The organism is Bradyrhizobium cedriense (genome assembly GCF_054602315.1).
The window spans coordinates 110,834-130,061 of sequence record NZ_JBTSWB010000003.1; the positions used below are offsets into that span (position 1 = coordinate 110,834).

General features: G+C 65.9%; 12 protein-coding genes. 2 read left to right on the forward strand and 10 right to left on the reverse strand.

The window, feature by feature from the left end:
• Window positions 1-87 precede the first annotated feature (87 nt).
• From ACYCVF_RS12085 to ACYCVF_RS12100, 4 genes are read right to left on the reverse strand one after another with little or no spacing between them, the layout of a single operon-like run.
• Entirely contained in the window at window positions 88-825 is a 738-nt protein-coding gene (locus tag ACYCVF_RS12085; protein WP_459595745.1) for an amino acid ABC transporter ATP-binding protein, read from the reverse strand.
• An 11-nt stretch (window positions 826-836) separates the two neighbouring features.
• Window positions 837-2,357 (reverse strand): amino acid ABC transporter permease, encoded by a 1,521-nt coding sequence (locus ACYCVF_RS12090; protein ID WP_459595746.1) that lies wholly within the window; start codon window positions 2,355-2,357, stop codon window positions 837-839.
• Window positions 2,354-3,559: an amino acid ABC transporter permease gene (locus tag ACYCVF_RS12095; RefSeq protein ID WP_459595747.1), complete on the reverse strand. Its 1,206-nt coding sequence runs from the start codon at window positions 3,557-3,559 to the stop codon at window positions 2,354-2,356. The genes ACYCVF_RS12090 and ACYCVF_RS12095 overlap by 4 nt, the downstream gene beginning before the upstream one ends.
• Window positions 3,560-3,584: 25 nt before the next feature.
• Window positions 3,585-4,601: an amino acid ABC transporter substrate-binding protein gene (locus tag ACYCVF_RS12100; RefSeq protein ID WP_061027306.1), complete on the reverse strand. Its 1,017-nt coding sequence runs from the start codon at window positions 4,599-4,601 to the stop codon at window positions 3,585-3,587.
• 379 nt (window positions 4,602-4,980) lie between these two features.
• On the opposite strand from ACYCVF_RS12100, the gene metC reads away from it, so the two are divergent.
• A complete protein-coding gene (gene metC / locus ACYCVF_RS12105) occupies window positions 4,981-6,165 on the forward strand; it encodes a cystathionine beta-lyase (protein WP_459595748.1) in 1,185 nt (394 codons plus the stop codon).
• 175 nt (window positions 6,166-6,340) lie between these two features.
• Window positions 6,341-8,032 carry a Na/Pi cotransporter family protein gene (locus tag ACYCVF_RS12110; RefSeq protein WP_459595749.1) on the forward strand — a complete coding sequence of 564 codons (1,692 nt, stop codon included), beginning with the start codon at window positions 6,341-6,343 and terminating at the stop codon, window positions 8,030-8,032.
• 9 nt (window positions 8,033-8,041) lie between these two features.
• On the opposite strand, the gene ACYCVF_RS12115 is transcribed toward ACYCVF_RS12110, so the two are convergent.
• The 6 genes from ACYCVF_RS12115 to ACYCVF_RS12140 form a co-directional block, all read right to left on the reverse strand.
• Entirely contained in the window at window positions 8,042-8,380 is a 339-nt protein-coding gene (locus ACYCVF_RS12115) for a lipid-A-disaccharide synthase N-terminal domain-containing protein (protein ID WP_028176420.1), read from the reverse strand.
• Window positions 8,377-9,114: a glycosyltransferase family 2 protein gene (locus tag ACYCVF_RS12120; RefSeq protein WP_459595750.1), complete on the reverse strand. Its 738-nt coding sequence runs from the start codon at window positions 9,112-9,114 to the stop codon at window positions 8,377-8,379. The genes ACYCVF_RS12115 and ACYCVF_RS12120 overlap by 4 nt, the downstream gene beginning before the upstream one ends.
• Window positions 9,115-9,178: 64 nt before the next feature.
• Window positions 9,179-10,024, reverse strand: coding sequence for a phosphatase PAP2 family protein (locus tag ACYCVF_RS12125; protein WP_459595751.1), 846 nt, complete (start codon window positions 10,022-10,024; stop codon window positions 9,179-9,181).
• 1 nt (window position 10,025) lies between these two features.
• A complete protein-coding gene (locus ACYCVF_RS12130; RefSeq protein WP_459595752.1) occupies window positions 10,026-11,768 on the reverse strand; it encodes an ArnT family glycosyltransferase in 1,743 nt (580 codons plus the stop codon).
• A gap of 50 nt (window positions 11,769-11,818) precedes the next feature.
• Window positions 11,819-13,879, reverse strand: coding sequence for a penicillin-binding protein 1C (gene pbpC / locus ACYCVF_RS12135; protein ID WP_459595753.1), 2,061 nt, complete (start codon window positions 13,877-13,879; stop codon window positions 11,819-11,821).
• Between the two features lie 134 nt (window positions 13,880-14,013).
• The gene (locus ACYCVF_RS12140) at window positions 14,014-19,218 is read right to left on the reverse strand and encodes an alpha-2-macroglobulin family protein (RefSeq protein ID WP_459595754.1); all 5,205 of its coding nucleotides are present in this window, start codon (window positions 19,216-19,218) and stop codon (window positions 14,014-14,016) included.
• Window positions 19,219-19,228 lie beyond the last annotated feature (10 nt).

Sequence of the window (19,228 nt, forward strand, 5' to 3'; positions counted from 1 at the left end):
AGGATGGTCCGAAGGAGACGAGCCGATTCGGATGGTGCCAGGCTTGCGTGTCGGTCGGACCGGCGCGACCACCGGATTGCGGGGGGCTCAGCGCAGAATCTGGCTCAGGAACAGCTTCGTACGGGCATGCCGGGGACTGGCGAAGAACTCGTTCGGAGTGTTGGCCTCGATGATCTGGCCCGCGTCCATGAACACGACGCGGTTGGCGACCTCGCGGGCAAAGCCCATCTCATGGGTCACGACCAACATGGTCATGCCCTCCTCGGCGAGATCGACCATGGTGTCGAGAACCTCCTTGACCATCTCGGGGTCGAGCGCCGAGGTCGGCTCATCAAACAGCATTACCTTCGGATTCATCGTCAGGGCGCGGGCGATCGCAACGCGTTGCTGCTGGCCGCCGGACATTTGCCCCGGAAACTTGTTGGCCTGGTGCGGGATCTTGACCCGCTCCAGGAATTTCATCGCGGTCGCCTCGGCATCCTTCTTGGGGATGTTGCGGACCCAGATCGGCGCCAGCGTGCAATTGTCGAGCACGGTCAGGTGCGGGAACAGATTGAAGCTCTGGAACACCATGCCGACCTCGCGCCGCACGGCATCGACGTGCCTGAGATTGGGACCGAGCTCGATGCCGTCGACGACGATCTCGCCCTCCTGGAATTCCTCCAGCGCATTGATGCAGCGGATCAAGGTCGACTTTCCCGAGCCCGACGGCCCGCAGATCACGATGCGCTCTCCCTTCTCGACCGCCAGGTCGATGTCACGCAGGACGTGGAACTCGCCGTACCATTTGTTCAGGCCGGAAATCTTGACGATGGGATCGGACATGATGGGCTCGATCAGCTGCGGCGGTGGGCGTTGAGGCGGCGCTCGACGAACAGCGAGTAGCGCGACATTCCAAAGCAGAAGATGAAGTAGATGATCCCGGCGAAGGCGAACCCGGTGAAAGCGGTCGATGGCGTCGACCATTTCGGATCCGAGAACGAGGCGCGAAGCGAGCCCAGGAGGTCGAACAGCGCCACGATCGAGACCAGCGAGGTGTCCTTGAACAGCGAGATGAAGCTGTTGACGAGGTTCGGAATGACGTGACGCAGCGCCTGCGGCAGCACGATCAGGGAGGTCGTCTTCCACCACGACAGTCCGAGGGCGGCCGCCGCCTCGTTCTGCCCGCGCGGGATCGCAGCTAGCCCGCCGCGGACGTTCTCGGCCTGGTAGGCGCCGGTGAACAACGCGATGCCGATCAGCGCGCGCACCAGACCGTCGACGGTGAAATTTCCGGGCAGGAACAAGGGCAGCATGTAGGTGGCGAAGAACAGCACGGTAATCAGCGGCACGCCGCGCCAGAACTCGATGAAGGCGATCGAGAAGATCCGGATCAGCGGAATGGTGGAGCGGCGGCCGAGCGCCAGCGCGATGCCGATCGGCAGCGAGGTGACGATGCCCGTGACCGAGACCACCAGCGTCACCAGGAGGCCACCCCATAGATTGGTCGACACAACCGGCAATCCCCCACGGTCGAGCCCCATCAGCTTGATCACGATCGCGATGGCCATGAAGGTGGCGATACTGGACGCCAGAGCCCGCCCGCCGGTTCGAATACCGCCACCGAGCATGAGGGCGCTCAGGCTGACGATCGCGGCCGTGATGCCTAAATCAGCCCAGACCGGCTGCCCCATCACCTGGACATAATCGCGCAGCCAGGTCAGCGGAAAGATCAGCCAGGAGATCGCCGTGCCGACCAGCACGATGAGGGTTCCGAGGCCCCACAGCAGCGGGGCCATGGTGGACGTCTTGCTCAGGGCGAGCAGCGCCTGCCCGGCACCAATGATGCTCTCGTCGAACAGCTGCAACAGGCCGGCCGTCCAGCTCAGGCCAAAGCCCTTGATGCCGCCGCCGTGCAGCAGGAAGAATGCGACCACCGGAAACGCGACGAAGAACAGGCCGGCATTCAGGCTCTTCGCCGGCAGCCGCGGAACGAGCAGCGGCAGCAGCAGCACGACCGCGAGCAACATCGTGAGGTCGACCCGCCAGCGCTCCGCCTCGGGATAAAAGCCGTAGATCAACTGCGGAAGTTTCGCCTGGATGTAGGGCCAGCAGGCGCCGACCGCAAAGCCGGCATTCTCGGCAAGGCAGGCAGTGCGGTCCTTACCGCTCCAGACCGCATCGACCATCAGGAACTTGACGGAGGGAACGATGGTGAACCAGAGCAGCAAGGCGCCCAGGATCGTCAGCAGGATGTTGGTCGGCGAGTTGAACAGGCGCGTGCGCAAGAGGCCGAAGAAGCCCGTGGTCTTGACCGGCGCGGGACGCTCGGCGAGCAGGTCCCGGCGGACGAAGCTGCTCGAGGTGACGTCGGTCATGCGCCGAGGCTCCGGCTGACCCGCCAACCATAGACGCTCATGACGGCGCTGGTGAGCAGCGAGATCAGGAGGTAGATGCCCATCGTCATGGCGATGATCTCGATCGCCTGCCCGGTCTGGCTCAGCGACGTGCCAGCAAACACCGACACAAGGTCAGGATAGCCGATCGCGACCGCCAGCGACGAGTTCTTGGTGAGGTTGAGATATTGGTTGGTCAGCGGCGGCACGATGACGCGCATGGCCTGCGGTATGACGATCAAGCGGAGCGTGGCGCCGCGGCTGAGCCCCAGTGAGGATCCCGCCTCCATCTGCCCCTTGTGAACCGAAAGGATGCCGGCGCGCACGATCTCGGCGATGAAGGCGGCGGTGTAGGTCGACAGCGCCAAGGTCAGCGCGACGAACTCCGGGATGAGGCGCGAGCCGCCTGCGAAGTTGAAGCCCTTGAGCTGCGGCAGCTCGAAGGTGAAGGGCAACCCGAACACCAGCATGGTGACAACTGGCAGCCCGACCAGTAGGCCCAGCACATAGGGCCAGATCCGGATCACGCGCCCTTCCTGGAATAGCGCGCGCCGCGCATGGAACCGCAGGGCCAGAGACGCCACGATGCCGAGCGCCAGCATCGCCAGGAATGCCTCGAGGCCGCGCTCGCCGACCGGGCTGGGAACGACGAGGCCGCGATTACTGATGAAGGCGATGCCGAGCACGGAAATGCTCTGCCGCGGATTGGGCAAGGCCGCGAGCACCGCGAGGTACCAGAACAGGATCTGGAACAGGAGCGGCAGGTTGCGGATCACCTCGACATAGATCTCGCCGACACGCGACAACAGCCAGTTGGGTGACAGCCGGCACAGCGCTACGACAAAACCGATCACGGTGGCGAAGACGATGCCCACCACCGAAACCACGAGCGTGTTCAGAAGCCCGACGACGAACACGCGCAGGAACGTGTCCGAGCCGGTATAAGGGATCAGGGTCTGGTTGACGTCGAACCCGGCATTGTTCCGGAGGAAGCCGAAGCCGGCCGCGATGTGCTGGTTTTCCAGGTTGGCCCGAGCATTGGAGACGATCTCATAGCCGATCCAGCCCAGGATCGCCGCGAAGGCAAACTGGACGGCAACGCCGTTCCAGCCTGCCTTTCCGCCCAGAATGCGCCGGAGCTTCAGCGCAATCTGGAGCGGCGGTTTTCGGGCCTCGGTGCTCATGCCGCCGCCAGCCGATCAGGGAGGATCAGCGGATCGGAGGCGCGTACTGCAGACCGCCCTTGTTCCAGAGATTGTTGATACCGCGATTGATGGCGAGCGGCGAGCCCGCGCCGACGTTGCGATCGAACACTTCGCCGTAATTGCCGACCGTCTTCACGATCCGCACCACCCAATCCTTGGTCAGGCCGAGCTGTTCGCCGAAATTGCCGTCGCTGCCGAGCACGCGCTTGAGCTCCGGGTTTTCCAGTTTCGCCTTCTCGTCGACGTTCTTCGAGGTTACGCCGAGCTCTTCGGCGGTGATCATCGCAAACAACGTCCATTTCACGATGTCGAACCACTGGTCGTCGCCGTGACGCACCATAGGGCCGAGCGGTTCCTTGGAGATGATCTCGGGGAGCACCATGTGGTCGTTGGGATTGGCGAGCTTCAGGCGATTTGCGTACAGGCCCGATTGGTCGGTGGTAAAGACGTCGCAGCGACCGGCTTCGTAGGCCTTGACGGTTTCGTCGTTGGTGGCGAACGCGATCACCTCGTACTTCATGTTGTTGGCCTTGAAGTAGTCGGCGAGATTCTGCTCGGTGGTGGTGCCGGTCTGCACGCAGACCGAGGCGCTGTTGAGCTCGAGCGCCGAATTCACCTTGAGCGACTTCTTCACCATGAAGCCCTGCCCGTCATAATAGGTCACGCCGGTGAAGTTGGCGCCGAGCGAGGTATCCCGCGAGATGGTCCAGGTGGTGTTGCGCGAGAGCACGTCGATCTCGCCGGATTGCAGTGCGGTGAAGCGGTCTTTGGCCGACAGCGGCACGTACTTGACCTTGGTCGGATCGTTGAAGATCGCCCCCGCAATGGCGCGGCAGACATCGACGTCGATGCCGGTCCAGTTGCCCTTGTCGTCCGGCGAGGAGAAGCCAGGCAAGCCCTGGCTGACGCCGCAGGACAGCATGCCCCGGTCCTTGACGGTCTTGAGCGTCTGCGCATCGGCGGCTTGGGCAGAGAGGCCGGCGGTGAGAGCAAGAGTGAGAGCCAGGGTTACGCGTTTCATGGGCTTCGGGCCTTTCAAGGTCGTCTCAAGTTCAGGAACGTTGCACAGGATCATCTCCGCCAGGCTGGGCCTTGCAAGAGTCATGCTGGAAAAACTCTGCCGAACACTCGCCGATGCCGGGAGGCCATACCTTAATCCCTGCCGAACGGCGCCCGCCATGTTGGCTGCGGCACCTCGTCCGGTCAGACGATGGATCGAAGGTCGCGGCAGGCCCCTCAACATGCGGCGACTGAATAGCGCCTGCACATCACAGAACGACTGGCCTGCCGGGTCAAGGGGTTGACGGGACTCTTCTGTGTTCTGTTATTAACGACCACGGCCTTTCGGCCGGCCCGCGGGCGAGACACCCCGGTGGAAACGCGATTTTGAAGGCAGGCGCATGGATTCCTCGCACCCCCAAGAGCAGCACGCCGAGACCCGGCTGGTCACCTCCGGCCGCGACACCAAGGCGCAGAAGGGGTTCGTCAATCCGCCGGTGTTCCACGGCTCCACCGTGCTCTATCCCACCGCCGAGGACCTGCACGCCCATCGCGGCGAGTTCACCTATGGCCGCCACGGCAGCCCGACGACAAGGGCGTTCCAGGACACGCTTATGGCGCTGGAGGGCCCACAATGCGCCGGCGTCGGCATCGTCCCGTCCGGGCTGTCGGCGATCTCCACCACGCTGCTCTCGGTGCTGAAGGCCGGCGACCACATCCTGGTCGTCGACAACGTCTATCGGCCCTCGCGCAATTTCTGCAACGGCATGCTCGCCCGCTACGGCGTCGAGACCAGCTATTTCGATCCGCTGATCGGCGCCGGCATCGACAAGCTGTTTAAGCCCAACACGCGCGCGGTGCTGGTCGAGGCGCCGGGCTCGCAATCGTTCGAGATGCCCGATATCCGCGCCATCGCCGAGGTCGCGCATGCCCGCGGCGCGCTCGTCATCGACGACAACACCTGGGCGACTCCGCTCTATCACCGCTCGCTCGAACAGGGCGTCGACATCAGCATGCAGGCGGCCACCAAATATATCGGCGGCCATTCCGACATCATGTTCGGCACCATCTCGGCCAACGCCAAGGCCTGGCCGCAGATCGCCGAAGGCATCCGCCTGCTCGGCGTCTGCGCGGGCCCCGACGACGTTTTTCTGGCGCTGCGCGGATTGCGCACGCTGTCGGTGCGGCTGGCGCAGCATCATCGCTCCGGGCTCGACATGGCGCGCTGGCTCGCTGCCAGACCCGAGGTCGCGCGGGTGCTGCATCCGGGACTCGAAACCGATCCCGGTCATGCGATCTGGAAGCGTGACTTCACCGGTGCGTCGGGCCTGTTCAGCATCGTGTTGAATCCGGCACCGCAGAAAGCGGTCGACGCCATGCTCAATGCGCTCAAGCTGTTCGGCATGGGCTTCTCCTGGGGCGGTTTCGAGAGCCTCGCGATTCCGTTCGACTGCGATGCCTATCGTACCGCGACCAAGTGGGCGCCAGGCGGCCCGACGCTGCGTCTCCACATCGGGCTGGAGAGTATCGACGACCTCAAAGCCGACCTCGATCGCGGCTTCGCAGCCCTCAAGGCGGCAATGTGAGCCCGCTCACAAGGCATTGTGCACGATGACGCGGCATCCTCCCGGCAGGCGCGCAATCGCGAGCCCCAGGAACATGCGGCACTCGTAAACGTTAGCGTCGATGCGCCAACAAAGGGTTTGATACGCTGCCGTTTGGCGCTAGCCTCACCAATCGACTCCAATCCGGATACGGAGCATGGGAACGTTGGTTCTGCTCGATCTCATGGGCGGCGTTGCGCTGCTGTTGTGGGGCCTGCACATGGTCCACAGCGGGATCCTGCGCGCCTTCGGCCCCGACTTGCGGCGCCTGCTCGGCAAGGCGCTGAGCAACCGCGCCAGTGCCTTCGCCGCCGGCCTCGGGCTCACGGCGCTGCTCCAGAGCAGCACGGCGACCGCCCTGATCACCAGCTCGTTCGCCGCCGAGGGCCTCGTGAGCCTCGCCGCCGCGCTCGCCATCATGCTCGGGGCCAATGTCGGCACGACGCTGATCGTCCAGGTGTTGTCGTTCAACATCGCGGCCGTTGCGCCGGTGCTGTTCGTGCTCGGCCTCGTCGCCTTTCGCTCCGGCCCGCGCTCCCGGATCAAGGACATCGGCCGCGTCTGCATCGGCCTCGGCCTGATGCTGCTCTCGCTGCATATCCTGCTCGACACGCTGGCGCCGGCGGAGAACGCGCCCGGCGTCCGCGTCGTGATGTCGGCGATCACCGGTGATCCCACCCTGTGCATCGTCATCGCGGCCCTCGTCACCTGGGCGGTGCATTCGAGCGTCGCCAGCGTGCTGCTGATCATGTCGCTGGCCTATTCGCAGTTCATTACGCCTTACGCAGCCCTTGCATTGGTGCTCGGGGCCAATCTCGGCAGCGCCATCAATCCGATATTCGAGGGCTCAAGGCGCGACGATCCCGCGAGCTATCGCCTGCCCGTCGGCAATCTCGTCAACCGCGTGGTCGGGATCGCCCTCGTCCTGCCCTTCCTAGGCGCGATCGCCGAGCACATGCACGCCTGGCAGCCCGATCTCGCCAAGATGACGGCGGCTTTCCACATTGCGTTCAATCTCGGCACCGCCGTCGTCTTCATCGGGCTGGTCGACACCATTTCGCGCCTGCTCACCCGCCTGTTGCCGGATCGCGTGCACGAGCCCGACCCGGCCCGGCCGCGCTATCTCGACGAGAGCGCGCTGGAGACGCCGTCCCTGGCGCTCGCCGATGCCGCCCGCGAGACGTTGCGCATGGGTGATCTCGTCGAGGTGATGCTGCGCAAGGTGATGGCGGCGATGATGACGGGCGACCGTGCGCTGGTCGATCAGGTCTCCAAGATGGACAATCTCGTCGACGGTCTCGACGAGGCCATCAAGCTCTACGTGACCAAGCTCATGCGGGGCAGCCTCGACGAGAGCGAAGGACGGCGCGCGATGGAGATCATCTCCTTCGCGATCAACCTCGAACACATCGGCGACATCATCGACAAGAGTCTGAGCGAGCTCGCCACCAAGAAGATCAAGCGGCGCTTCCAGTTCTCGGCGGAAGGGGCCGACGAGCTCGCCGCTTTCCACAAGCGAACGATGGACTCGCTGCGGATCGCGTTCGGCGTCTTCATGTCGGGCGATTCCAACGAGGCGCGCAAGCTGCTCGTGGAGAAAGCCGCGCTACGCAACACCGAGCTCGCCGCCGTCGAGCGCCATCTGGATCGGCTGCGCGAGGGCCGCCCCGAAACCATCGAGACCACCTCGCTGCATCTCGACGTGCTGCGCGACCTGCGCCGCATCCACTCGCATATCTGCTCGGTCGCCTATCCCGTGCTCGATGCGGCCGGGGAGCGCTCCCGCAGGACCGAGGCGGATACGGCCGCCCTGCCCGCCTCGGGTGCCGCGTCGGCGCTGCCGCGATGAGACCCGGGATCAGCGATCCAGCGTCTTCGAGGCGCTGCCGCGGTTCTTCCAGATCAGCATGATGTTCCTGATGTAGATGACGGTCGCGAGCGACTGTCCGAGGATGATGACCGGCTCGCGCTTCACGACGCCGTAGACCAGCGTCATCAGCCCGCCGCCCATCGAGCAGAACCAGAACGCCATCGGCACCACGCTGTTGCCGGCGCGCTCGCTTGCGATCCACTGCACCAGGAAGCGCGCGGTGAAGAACAATTGCGCGACGAGCCCGAATGCGAGCCAGAAATCGAACTTGGCGACGAAGACGTCGTAGAGATAATTGCTCAGCGCCTGACCGTATTGAATGATCATGCGTTCACCTCGGTCACTTCCGGAGTCGGCTTCTTGCGGCGGATCAACCACCACACGCCGGCGAGGTCCATGATGCCGATCCACAGCCGGTCGAAGAAGCCATAGTTCGATACGCCGGAATGGCGCGGCCGGTCGATCACGTCGACATAGGCGATGTCGTAGCCTTCGCGGCGCACCAGCGCGGGCAGGAAGCGATGCAGTCCGTCGAAATAGGGCAGCATCAGGAAGACGTCGCGCCGGAACGCCTTCAGCCCGCAGCCGGTGTCGCGCGTGCCGTCCTTGAGGATGGCATTGCGAACCCCGTTGGCGACGCGCGACTGCAACTTCTTGAAGCCGGTGTCCTTGCGTCCGATCCGCTGGCCGGCGGCGAGCCCGACACGTCCCGCTCCCTTCTCGACCGCCGCGATTAAATCCGGCAGGAACGCCGGATTGTTCTGGCCGTCGCCATCGAGCGTCGCCACGATCCCGCCCCGCGCTGCGCGCACGCCGCTGCGCACGGCCGCGGATTGGCCGCCCGATCTGGCATGGCGGAGCTGACGCAGATTGTCCCGCTGCTTCATGATGGCGGCAAGCCGCTCGCCGGTCGCATCGGTCGAGCCGTCATTGACGTAGATGATCTCGTAGGCCCAGCGGCCATCGAGCGCGGCGCCGATCTCCGCGATCAGCGGCGCGATATTGTCGGCTTCGTTGCGCACGGGAACGACGATGGAAACCGAGGGCTGGGACGTCGACAAATCAAGGCTCGTGGTTGGAAATTGACCCGCCTCGGGGAACCGGCGTCCCGGCAGGCAGCCGCTTTTATGGGGCGGATGCCCGGTGGGCAACCCTTTTGAGCCGGTCCGAAACCGTCCCCGGAAGAGGCACGATGGTGCCGTCGGAGCGGATGGCAAAACCTAGTCTTCGGGCTGCGAACCAGTAGCGAACCGCCATGGCGCAAACCGTTCCGACCAGGGCACCGGCCACGACGTCGCTTGGGTGATGCGCAAGCAGCACCAGGCGCGTCAAAAGGATCACGATTGCGTAAGTGAACATGAACACGCGCAGGCGCGGCCACAGTGCCGAGACGGCGAACGCCAGGGCGAACGCGGCCACCGCATGGCCCGATGGCAGGCTCGCATAAGCTCCCGTCCCCTCGAACGGAACGAAGTTGAACGGATTGGCCTTGCCGCCGACGAACGGACGGCCGCGCCCGATGACATATTTCAGGATCTCGGCGACCAGCGCCGCCACGGCAACAGACAGAAACACGAATTGCAGCCGCGTGCCGAAGTCGAGCAGCAGCGCGCGGCGGGTCCCCTGCAGCCCGGCCGCGACAAGAGCCAGCACCACGAGCGCAGCCCCCAGCACCGAGAGCAGATACTCGTCCTTGCCGAAATCGGTGAGGATGCGGATCGGCCACAGGCTGGGCGTGCCGCGCGGCGGCATCAGCAGGATCCCGGTCTGATCGAACCCGACCATCAGCACGATGACCAGCGCCGCGCCCGCTGCGCTCAGCCAGAGCGAATGCCGCGCCAGATTTCGGGCGGCCTCGGCCCGCCGCGAATGCGAGGGCGAACGCACGAGCTGCGCCAACCCGCGCCAGGACACGGCGAGCAGCTGCGCGGGATAGCCGTCACGCGGAGCAAGGTCGGTCGGCGCCCGCATGCTATTCAGTGCCTTCGGAGCGGAAGATCGAGATCGAGATGGCGCGCCCTTGCGAGAAGTTATAGCCGTCGATGCGCGCGCCGACCTTGTAGCGCAGGCCGATCGCCTCGGCGCGCTGCACGAAGCTGCGCTCCGAGCGCTGCTCGATCAGCGCGAAGCGACAACTTCCCTGCCGCAGGAAATCCGCCGCACCGGACCCGTCGGTGAGCACGGTCCGGGTGCCCGCCAGGAAGACGAGGCTCGGCTCGTGATAGCCGGCCGCGGCCGCCCTCGGTCCGACGCAGGCAACGTTGCGAAGCGCGCGCGCGATCTCGACGCTCGGAAACAGCGGCGTCAGCGACGGCAGCACGATTCCGTAGACCACCACCGCCAGCGCCAACGCTGCGACCAGTGCGTTGAGCAGCGAGCGCTCGGCGCGATTGTTGTCGTAGAGCCACCAGGCGAACAGGCCGAAGATCAGCGAAGCCGCGATGAACGGCCAGGCCACGAAGGCCGGCTGCCGCGTCAGCATCACCGCGCCGACGACCGCGATGATCGAGGCGGCTGCGGGGATGGCGAACCACCAGGCCGAACCGCGCATCAGCCAGGAGCGTGACAGAACGCGCCGCTCCACCGCGCCTGCGGTGAGGATCGCGATCGCAGGGTACAACGGCAGCACGTAATGCGGCAGCTTGGTCAGCACCGCCTCGAACACAATCCATGACGGGATCAGCCACGCCAGCAGGAACTGCGCGCCAGGCTCGCGCCGCGCCCGCCACACCGCGGGCGCAGCCATCGCCGCGAGCGGTGCGCCCGGCCAGAACGTGATCCAGAACAGCGCGAGGTACAGTCCGGGCGGCGCGCCATGGGATTCCTGGGCCCCCAACTTGCTCAGCATGTCGCCGCCGACCGAGTCGGCGAAGAAGGCATCGCCCGCGCGCCAGAAGATCGCGAGGAACCAGGGCAGCACCAGCACCAGCATCCACATCAGGCCCCAGAGCGGGCGCAGCTTCCACAGCCAGGACGCATCCCGATCCTGGATCGCAAGCACGACGATGGTGAAGCCAGCGAACATCAGGATCAGCGGGCCCTTGATCAGGACGCCGACAGCGAGCGCGGTCCAGAAGATCGCGGGCCAGCTCCAGGGCGGATGCGTCTCGTCCTCGGCGCGCTGCCAGGATAGATAGGCCCGCGCCATCGCGCCCATCGCGGCGACGACGCAGAACAGCAGCATCGCGTCGGTCTTCGCCAGCCGCGCCTCGACGCCGAGCAGCACCGAGGCGCACATCATCAGCGCCGCCAGCACTGCGGCGCGCCGCGTGACGAAGCCGAGCGCGGCCCAATAGGTCATGAGCACGGCGCCGATCGCGCCCATCAGTGACGGCAACCGGTAGACCCAGATGCGCAATTCGGCCTTGGGCAGCTTGAGCATCGATGCTGCCTCGACGGTCGCCGATTGCAACCAGTAGATGCCGACCGGCTTCTTGTAGCGGACGTCATCCTGAAAGCGGATGTCGACATAGTCGCCGCTCTCGACCATCTGCTTGGTGGCCTGGGCGAACCGCGCTTCGTCGCGATCGATCGGCGGGATGGTGAAGAAGCCCGGCAGAAACAGCAGCAGCGCGCAGAGCACCAGGAAGCCGACCGCGCGCGCATGGCTGGCCGTGACGATGTCGAGCAGGCGCACGAGCCCGCTGCCCGGATTTGCGGGCGATTTCGACTCGCGGGGCGCTCCAAAACGGGGGCTTGGGTAGGTCTCGGCCATTGGTTCCGCTTACGCCGAAACCGCCATCGCCACAACCGCTTGAGGCAGGGTCATTGAATTCGAATGACGACTGTGTCCGCGGCGCCCGTGGCGTCGATCACGGTGAGCCGGGCAAAGCCTGGACCGGGCGGATCGATCAGCCGCTGACGGCGGCCGTCGATCTCCCCGAGCGCGTTGCCGTTAACCATGACGGTCATGGGCAGCACGCCGCCGGCGACTTTGACCGGCATGGCTGCGCTTTCCCTGCCAGCCGATCGATCGACGTCGATGCGCGAGCCGTTGAGCGGAAACTGGATATGCAGCGCCTGCTCGTTCCCGGTCCGCACCAGTTCCCCGACCGGGCGGAACCGCTTCAGGGGCAGCGGCAGCTTGGCGTTGCCGGCCACCAGGGTTCCCTTGGGAGCCTTCGGCAGTGGGGCGAGCGTCTTGCCGGATCTGGCGAACGCATCGAACAGGATCGGCGCGGCAGCGACGCGGCCGATCAGGCCGGGAACGGGAGCGCCGTCGGGCCGGCCGACCCAGACGCCAATCGTCATGCGGCCGTCGAAGCCGACCGACCAGGCATCGCGATAACCGTAGGAGGTCCCGGTCTTGAACGCGATCCGATTGTGGGCGGCGTTCTCCGGCGGCGGCGTTCCCAACAGCACGTTGCCGACCTGCCACGCCGCGACCTGATCCAGCAGCCGGAGCGGCTCGCGGTCATCCTTATCAGTCATGATCTCGCGCAGCGGCTTGGTGGTGCCGAGCCGGGCGAAACCTGCATAGAGGTGTGCGAGGTCCTGGAGCGTCACGCCGACGCCGCCGAGCCCCATGGCAAGCCCTGGGGTCTCGTCCTTGGGGAGAACCAGATTGCCGCCAGCTTGCCGCAAGCGTGAGGACAGGCGGCTCGAGCCGACGCGGTCGAGCAGCACGATGGCCGGCACGTTCAGCGACAATTGCAGCGCCTTCCGCACCGGTACCGTGCCCTGGAAGGTCATGTCGAAATTTTCCGGCGCGTAGGAGCCGAAGCGGACCGGCCGGTCATCGATCAGGCTGTCTGGATGGACAAAGCCGTCCTCGAAGGCGAGCCCGTAGATGAACGGCTTCAGCGTCGAGCCCGGCGAGCGGATGGCGCGCGTCATGTCGACCTGCCCTGCCCTGCTCTCGTCGAAATAATCGGCCGAGCCGACGCGGGCGAGCACGTCGCCGCTTTCATTGTCGACCACGACGATGCCGACCGAGATGTTCGGCCCGAGCGCGATGGCGCGGTCGCGCGCCAGCGGCTCCAGGACCTTCTGCAGGTTCGCGTCCAGCGTCAGCTTGATGACCGGCGTGTCCTTGACCGTCGAAAGCGCGGTGTCCGAGGCGTGCGGCGCCAGGATCGGCATCGGCTTGCGCAGTTTCGGCACGGGCACCGCCTTGGCCTGCTTGGCTTCGTCGGCGCTGACCACGTTTTCCTCGACCATGCGGTCGAGCACACGGTCACGCGCCTTGCGCGCTGCCTCCGGATGGCGGTCGAGACGGCGCGTTTCCGGCGATTGCGGCAGCGCCACCAGCAACGCAGCTTCGGCCAGCGACAGCCGCTTCGGCTCCTTGCCGAGATAGGCGATCGAGGCGGCGCGGATGCCTTCGAGATTGCCGCCATAGGGCGCGAGTGCGAGATAGAGGTCGAGGATCTCGTCCTTGCTCAGCGTCCGCTCGATCTCGATGGCGCGCACCATTTGCCGCAGCTTGGCGTAGAGCGAACGCTGCCGTCGCGGCTCCATGAGGCGCGCAAGCTGCATGGTGATGGTCGAGCCGCCAGAGACGATGTGGCCGCGCGTTCCGAGCTGCAACGCCGCGCGCCCCAGCGCCAGCGGATCGATGCCGTCATGGGCATAGAAGCGCTGGTCCTCATAGGCAAACAGCAGTTTCAGGTATGTCGGATCGACGTTCGCTCTGGCATCGACCGGCAGCCGCCAACGCCCGTCGGCCATGGCATAGGCACGCAGCAGCTTGCCGTTGCGGTCGACGATGGTGGTGGAGACCTGCCGCGCTTCGCCGAGCGGGAGAGGACCGAGGGAATAGACCCAGGCGACGAAGCCGACGATGGCGAGGATGACCGTGAGCGCCAGGGCGGAGAGGATACGCATGATTGAGCGCTTTGCTCCTCCGTCATTCCGGGGCGGCTCGAAGAGCCGAACCCGGAATCTCGAGATTCCGGGTATGGTCCTTCGGACCATCCCGGAATGACGAGATACTCGGTTGACCTCGCTCATCTCATCGCTCACTTCGCCGCCCGCACCTCGACGCTTCCCGTGCCGGTCCGCCCATAGCGCGAGGGATTGTACATGTCCTCGACATAGGCTTGCGGCAGCACGTATTTGCCGGGCGAAACCGCGCGCACCACATAGGCGACGGTGAAGACCGACTTGGAATCCGAGGCGCGGTCGACGGCCGCGGTGAAGCGGTCGTCGCGGAACTCGGTATCTTCAGGTTCCTCTCCGTCCTCGATCCAGTCCAGCGTACCACTGTCGCCGGAGGACACCAGCTTGGGATTGTCGATCTCCAGGCCCGCCGGCAGATAGTCGGACACCATGATGTGACCGTATTCCGGCTTGGCCTCGGTGATCTTCAGCACCACCGCAAAGCGCTGGTTCTGCTTGACCTTGCTGATGTCGGCCGGCTTGCCGTCCAGAGTGAAGTAGCTCCGCTCGATCTTGAAGCCGTTCGATGCGGCGGGCTCCGGCGTCACCGGCGAACCCGAGACCGAGACCACCGCCTGCACAGGTGCATCGCCGGCGTTGGTGATCTTCAGCGGCTTGCCCTCCAGCGTCGCGGCCTTGTAGCTGCGGTACAGCGCGGTCTTGACCGGCTGGCCGTCCACTTCCATGGAGAGGTTTTCCTTGGCCAGCGCCCGGGCCGCCAGCACAAGCCACGCATTCTCCTGCGTGGAGGTGTAGGGCGTTAGCCCGCGCGCGGTCTCGACCCGCGACACCGCCTGGATCAGCGTCGCCTTCGGCGCATTGCCTTCGCTCGCGAGCGACACCAGCGCTGCGGCATCGCGGAGCTGCGAACCGTAATCGGTGCGGCCGAACTCCAGCACTGGCTTGGGGGCGAGGCTGTCGAGCGCGGCGCCATAGACGCGCTCGGCGCGGTTGCGGTCACCGACCAGGGCGAGTGCTGCCGCAAGCTGCGACTTCGCGATCGGCGTCGCGAGGTTGGCGAGCTTGGTGTCGGCGAGATAGCGGAGATCGCCGATGGGCGCAGCGCCGTTCCGCGCGAGTACGTAGAGCCCGTAAGCGAGATCGCGTCCGCCGTCCTTCTCCGGCTCGTCGGCGTTGACGACCGAATTGCGGATGCGGTCGAGCGCGTTCTTGAACAGCACGTCCGGCACCGCAAAACCCTTCTCGCGGGCGCGGGTCAGGAAGTCCGTGACATAGGCGTCCAGCCAGGCATCGTCGCCGCCGGCGGACCAGAGGCCGAACGAGCCGTTCGAGCCCTGACGCGCCAGCAGCCGCTCGATCGCGTCGCGGATGCGCTGGTCGACCTCGGTGTCCATGGCCAGATGCGCACCGGCGGCGAGATCATTGACGTAGAGCAGCGGCATGGCGCGGCTCGTGATCTGCTCCGAGCAGCCATAGGGATAGCGGTCGAGTGCTTTGAGGATCGTCGCCGCGTCGAGCGCGGTCGACAGGCTCGCCGAGACCGAGACGCTGCCGGTGCCCGGCACGAGGTCGGAGAACATGTCCGAGGTCAGCGTCAGGCTCTCGCCCTTGGCGAGCGTCCGGATCGAGCGCCGCGCCAGCACCTGTGTCGCCGCCTTGACGTCGAGCGCGTAGTGGCGCGCGAGCGCAAGGCCGTTCGGCCCCTTGATGTCGACGTCGAGCGTCGCCTGCCCCGACGCCGTCGCGTCGATCGCCAGCGAGAAGGAGTTGCGCTGCTTGGCGGCGAGCTTGACCGTGGTGGCGGGATTGCCGGTCATCTTCACCGGGCCGCCCGTCTTCACGTTGATGACGTAGTCGCCGGCCTGGCCCTCGACATTGTCGATCTCGAGGTTGACCGTGCCGCGGTCGCCGTTGAGCAGGAAGCGCGGCAGGGTCGTTGTCAGCACCACGGGATCGCGGATCACGACGTCGGTGTTGGCGCGGCCGAGCTTGGTCGCGGTCCATGCCACCGCCATCACGCGTGCCGTGCCGGCGAACTCCGGAACGTCGAAGTTCACTTCAGCGGTGCCGTCGGCGGCGACCGTGACGATGCCCGAATACAGCGCCAGCGGCCTTTGCGCGGGCGGGGAGCCCTGGAGCTCGCCCGCACCGGCGTCGCCGCCGGACTTGATCTGGCCGCGGGTGCCCGACATGCCGTCGATCAAGTGCCCGTAGAGATCGCGGATCTCGGAGGTCAGGCGGCGCTGGCCGAGATAGTAATCGTCGGGTGCCGGCGGCTTGTAATTGGTGAGGTTGAGGATGCCCACATCGACCGCGGCGATGACGATCTTGGCGTCCTCGCCCGGATTGAGCCCGTCGAGCTTGACGGGGATCTTCAACGTGGAGTTCGGCCGGATCAGCGCCGGGGGCGTCAGCTTCACCTGCAACGTGCGGGCCTGCTTGTCGATGCCGAACCATTTCAGCCCGATCGCCCGGCCAGGCATGCGCTGGGCGGCCGCATCGAGGGGACGGCGCAGCGTCGCCACGACGTAGGCGCCGGTGCCCCAATCCTTGCCGATCGGGAGCTTCACCTGGGCGGTGCCCTCCTTGACGTCGATGGTCTGCGTCGTCAGCAGTCGGTCGCCGACCACGTTGATGGTCAGCTTGCCGGCGCTGCGGACGTTGACCGACACCGTCATGGTGTCACCCGAGGCGTATTGCGGCTTGTCGATCGACGTCTCCAGCAGGTCCGGCGTGTCGGCGCTGCCGTCCGAATACCAGCCGACGTCGAACTGCACCGAGGTCACCGGGCCGTCGGCATCAGCCGACTTCACATCGAGACGATAGCGGCCGGGCTGGGGGTTCAACGAAATTCGCGACGGCTTGTCGGCGGCGATCACGACATCGCCGTCGGCAACGCGCGAGGTCGACTTGACCGGCTCGTACTCCCAGTAATTGTTCTGGCGATACCATTGGTAGCGCGACTCCATCTTCAGGAGCTCATAGCGCAGCCCGTCGCGCGGCAGTGTCTTGCCCTCAGGCGAGACGAACACGACGTCGAACTCGGCCTTGTCGCCGTCGGCGACGTTCTTGTCGCCGAACAGCGGCTTCACGCCGATCATGGCGGTCGCCGGCGCGATCGGCAGCACCAGCTTGCGCTCGACGGCGCGGCCGCCGGTCTCGACCATGCGCACGAAGATCTGCGCCTCCTGCGGACGGGTCGAGCCCGGCTGCTTGTCCAGCGTCACCGGGAAGGTCGCAACGCCGTTGGCGTCGGCCTCGGGCAGGTTCTCCAGCGGCGTGCGCTCGTTCGAGGTGGTCTCCTCGTCGTCGACACCGAATTGGTAACCGGCAAAGCCCGGACGCTCGCTTGCGGGCGCGACAAGCATGTCGCCCTCGAGCTGGAGACCGGAGGCCGGCGCGCCGTAGAGGAAATGGCCGTCCGCCTTCAGCTCCACTGGAGCATTAGCTTTGATCAGCTTGTCCTTGGCCGACAAGTCGAATTCGATCCGGTGGGGGACGTAATCCTCGACCAGGAAGGTGGTCTCGCCGACCGAAGAGCCTTTCGGGTCGGTGAAGGCGCGCACGCGCCACGTTCCGGTCGGGACGGCCGAGTTGAGCGGCACGGCCAGCGTGCGGCCGCCGGCGCCCTGGTCGGCCAGCACGGCGCGGCGGAATTCGACGCCGTCCGGGCGCTCAACCACCAGCGTCATCGGCCCGCCCGTCACGGCGTTGCCCTGCCCGTCGCGCAGGAGCGCCGTGAGATAGACGGTTTCGCTGGAACGGTAGACGCCGCGCTCGGCGTAGACGAACGCGTCGGCGCCGGCCGGCACCGCTCGCCCCGAGACGCCGCGGTCGGACAGATCGAAGGCGGAGGACTTGAGGCTGAGGAAGGCATAGTCGGCCTTATCACCCGTGACGGTGAGCATTGCCGGCGACAAGCCGCCCTCGCCGCGCGCGAGCCCGGCCTCGAACAGGACGTGGCCGCTGTCGTCGGTCTTGCGGGTGGCCAAGATCTCGTTGTTGCGGGCGATCAGCCGCACCTCGGCCTTACCCACCGGATCGGTCGAGGCCAGCGAGTTGACGAAGACATGGATGCCGTCATTGCCGGAGTAAGCGGCGACTCCGAGGTCGGAGACGATGAACCATTGCGTCGCGAGCTGGGACTCGTCGTCCGAGCCCGGCCCCTTGGCCGCGGCCGTCATGACGTAGACGCCGGGCTGAAGCTCGCCGAGCGCCTGGTCAACCGGGAATGCAGTGGTGACGTCCTGGTTCAGCGTCATCGCGGTCGCAAGCTCGCCCGACCAGACCTTGACACCGCGCTCGTTGCCGAGATCGCTGAGCTGGTACTTGGACAGCGTCCTCTGGAAATCGCTGTCGACCACCGTGTTGATCAGATTGCGGTCGCCGATGCGGAACACGTCGATGTTGACCGCAGGCGTATTGACGCTGACCACGGGAATGCCGCGCTGGCCGGTCCGCGGCAACACATAGGCGCGGCTGGTGAAGCGTACGAAGGGTTTGCGGTCGCGCACATAGATGTTGAATTCGGCCGATTTCGGCAGCCCCTCCTTCACGGTGGACGGCAGGCCGGCGCGCAAGTTGACGTTGTAGCGCTCGCCGTGCTTCAGCCCGTCGACGCAGAGCTGCTTGCCCTCGGCCGACAGCGCCGGCTTGTCGGTCCCAGCCAGCGCCAGGAACGGCGCGAAATCCGTACGCTTGGCAAGCTCTTCCGAGAACTGGAAGCAGGCGCGCGGGCTCGCCGAGTCCGAGTCCACGGTGTAGTCGAGCAGTCGGAAACCGTGCTCGTCGCGCAGCTTCTCATATTGGCCGCGGACGTCGGCGACTTCGCGCATGTCGAGCGAAAGCCGCAGCGAATCCAGCGCCGGCCGCCACAATTTTCGTTCGGCCAGCGACTTGCCGAGCACGGCGAGCGCGTCGGCCTCTTCGCCCGGATTTCCGGCGCGCTGGTAGGCGATGTAGGCCGCGGTCGAAGCGCGTTCGAGCAGGAAGGTCTGCTCGCTCGAGTTCTTCGGGGTGATCTGGAAGATGACCTTTGCGAGCCGCAGCCAGTTGCCGGCATCGTCAGGCGTGGTCGCTGCGATCTGGCCGAGCACCGAGAGGCCGGTGCGATAATCATTGCGGCGGAAGGCGGCGTCGGCGTCCGTCTTGAGCGTCGCGTTGGACTTGGCGACCGGCCCCGCCTCGCTCTTGATCTGGGCCTCCAGCTTGATCGCGGAATCCGCGAGATCGTCGCGCTTGAACGCCTTGTCCGCGGCGTGCGCGGCGACAAGGCCGAACGCCAGCGCGGCGCAGAGTGTGACGGCGCGAACCAGACCGATCATGATGGACTCC

Bases quoted from the DNA above. Each gene is read 5' to 3' on its own strand.
- pbpC (WP_459595753.1), bottom strand. From the start codon at position 13,879: ATGCGTATCCTCTCCGCCCTGGCGCTCACGGTCATCCTCGCCATCGTC.
- ACYCVF_RS12100 (WP_061027306.1), bottom strand. From the start codon at position 4,601: ATGAAACGCGTAACCCTGGCTCTCACTCTTGCTCTCACCGCCGGCCTC.
- ACYCVF_RS12095 (WP_459595747.1), bottom strand. From the start codon at position 3,559: ATGAGCACCGAGGCCCGAAAACCGCCGCTCCAGATTGCGCTGAAGCTC.
- ACYCVF_RS12090 (WP_459595746.1), bottom strand. From the start codon at position 2,357: ATGACCGACGTCACCTCGAGCAGCTTCGTCCGCCGGGACCTGCTCGCC.
- ACYCVF_RS12110 (WP_459595749.1), top strand. From the start codon at position 6,341: ATGGGAACGTTGGTTCTGCTCGATCTCATGGGCGGCGTTGCGCTGCTG.
- ACYCVF_RS12125 (WP_459595751.1), bottom strand. From the start codon at position 10,024: ATGCGGGCGCCGACCGACCTTGCTCCGCGTGACGGCTATCCCGCGCAG.
- ACYCVF_RS12085 (WP_459595745.1), bottom strand. From the start codon at position 825: ATGTCCGATCCCATCGTCAAGATTTCCGGCCTGAACAAATGGTACGGC.
- ACYCVF_RS12140 (WP_459595754.1), bottom strand. From the start codon at position 19,218: ATGATCGGTCTGGTTCGCGCCGTCACACTCTGCGCCGCGCTGGCGTTC.
- ACYCVF_RS12130 (WP_459595752.1), bottom strand. From the start codon at position 11,768: ATGGCCGAGACCTACCCAAGCCCCCGTTTTGGAGCGCCCCGCGAGTCG.
- ACYCVF_RS12115 (WP_028176420.1), bottom strand. From the start codon at position 8,380: ATGATCATTCAATACGGTCAGGCGCTGAGCAATTATCTCTACGACGTC.
- metC (WP_459595748.1), top strand. From the start codon at position 4,981: ATGGATTCCTCGCACCCCCAAGAGCAGCACGCCGAGACCCGGCTGGTC.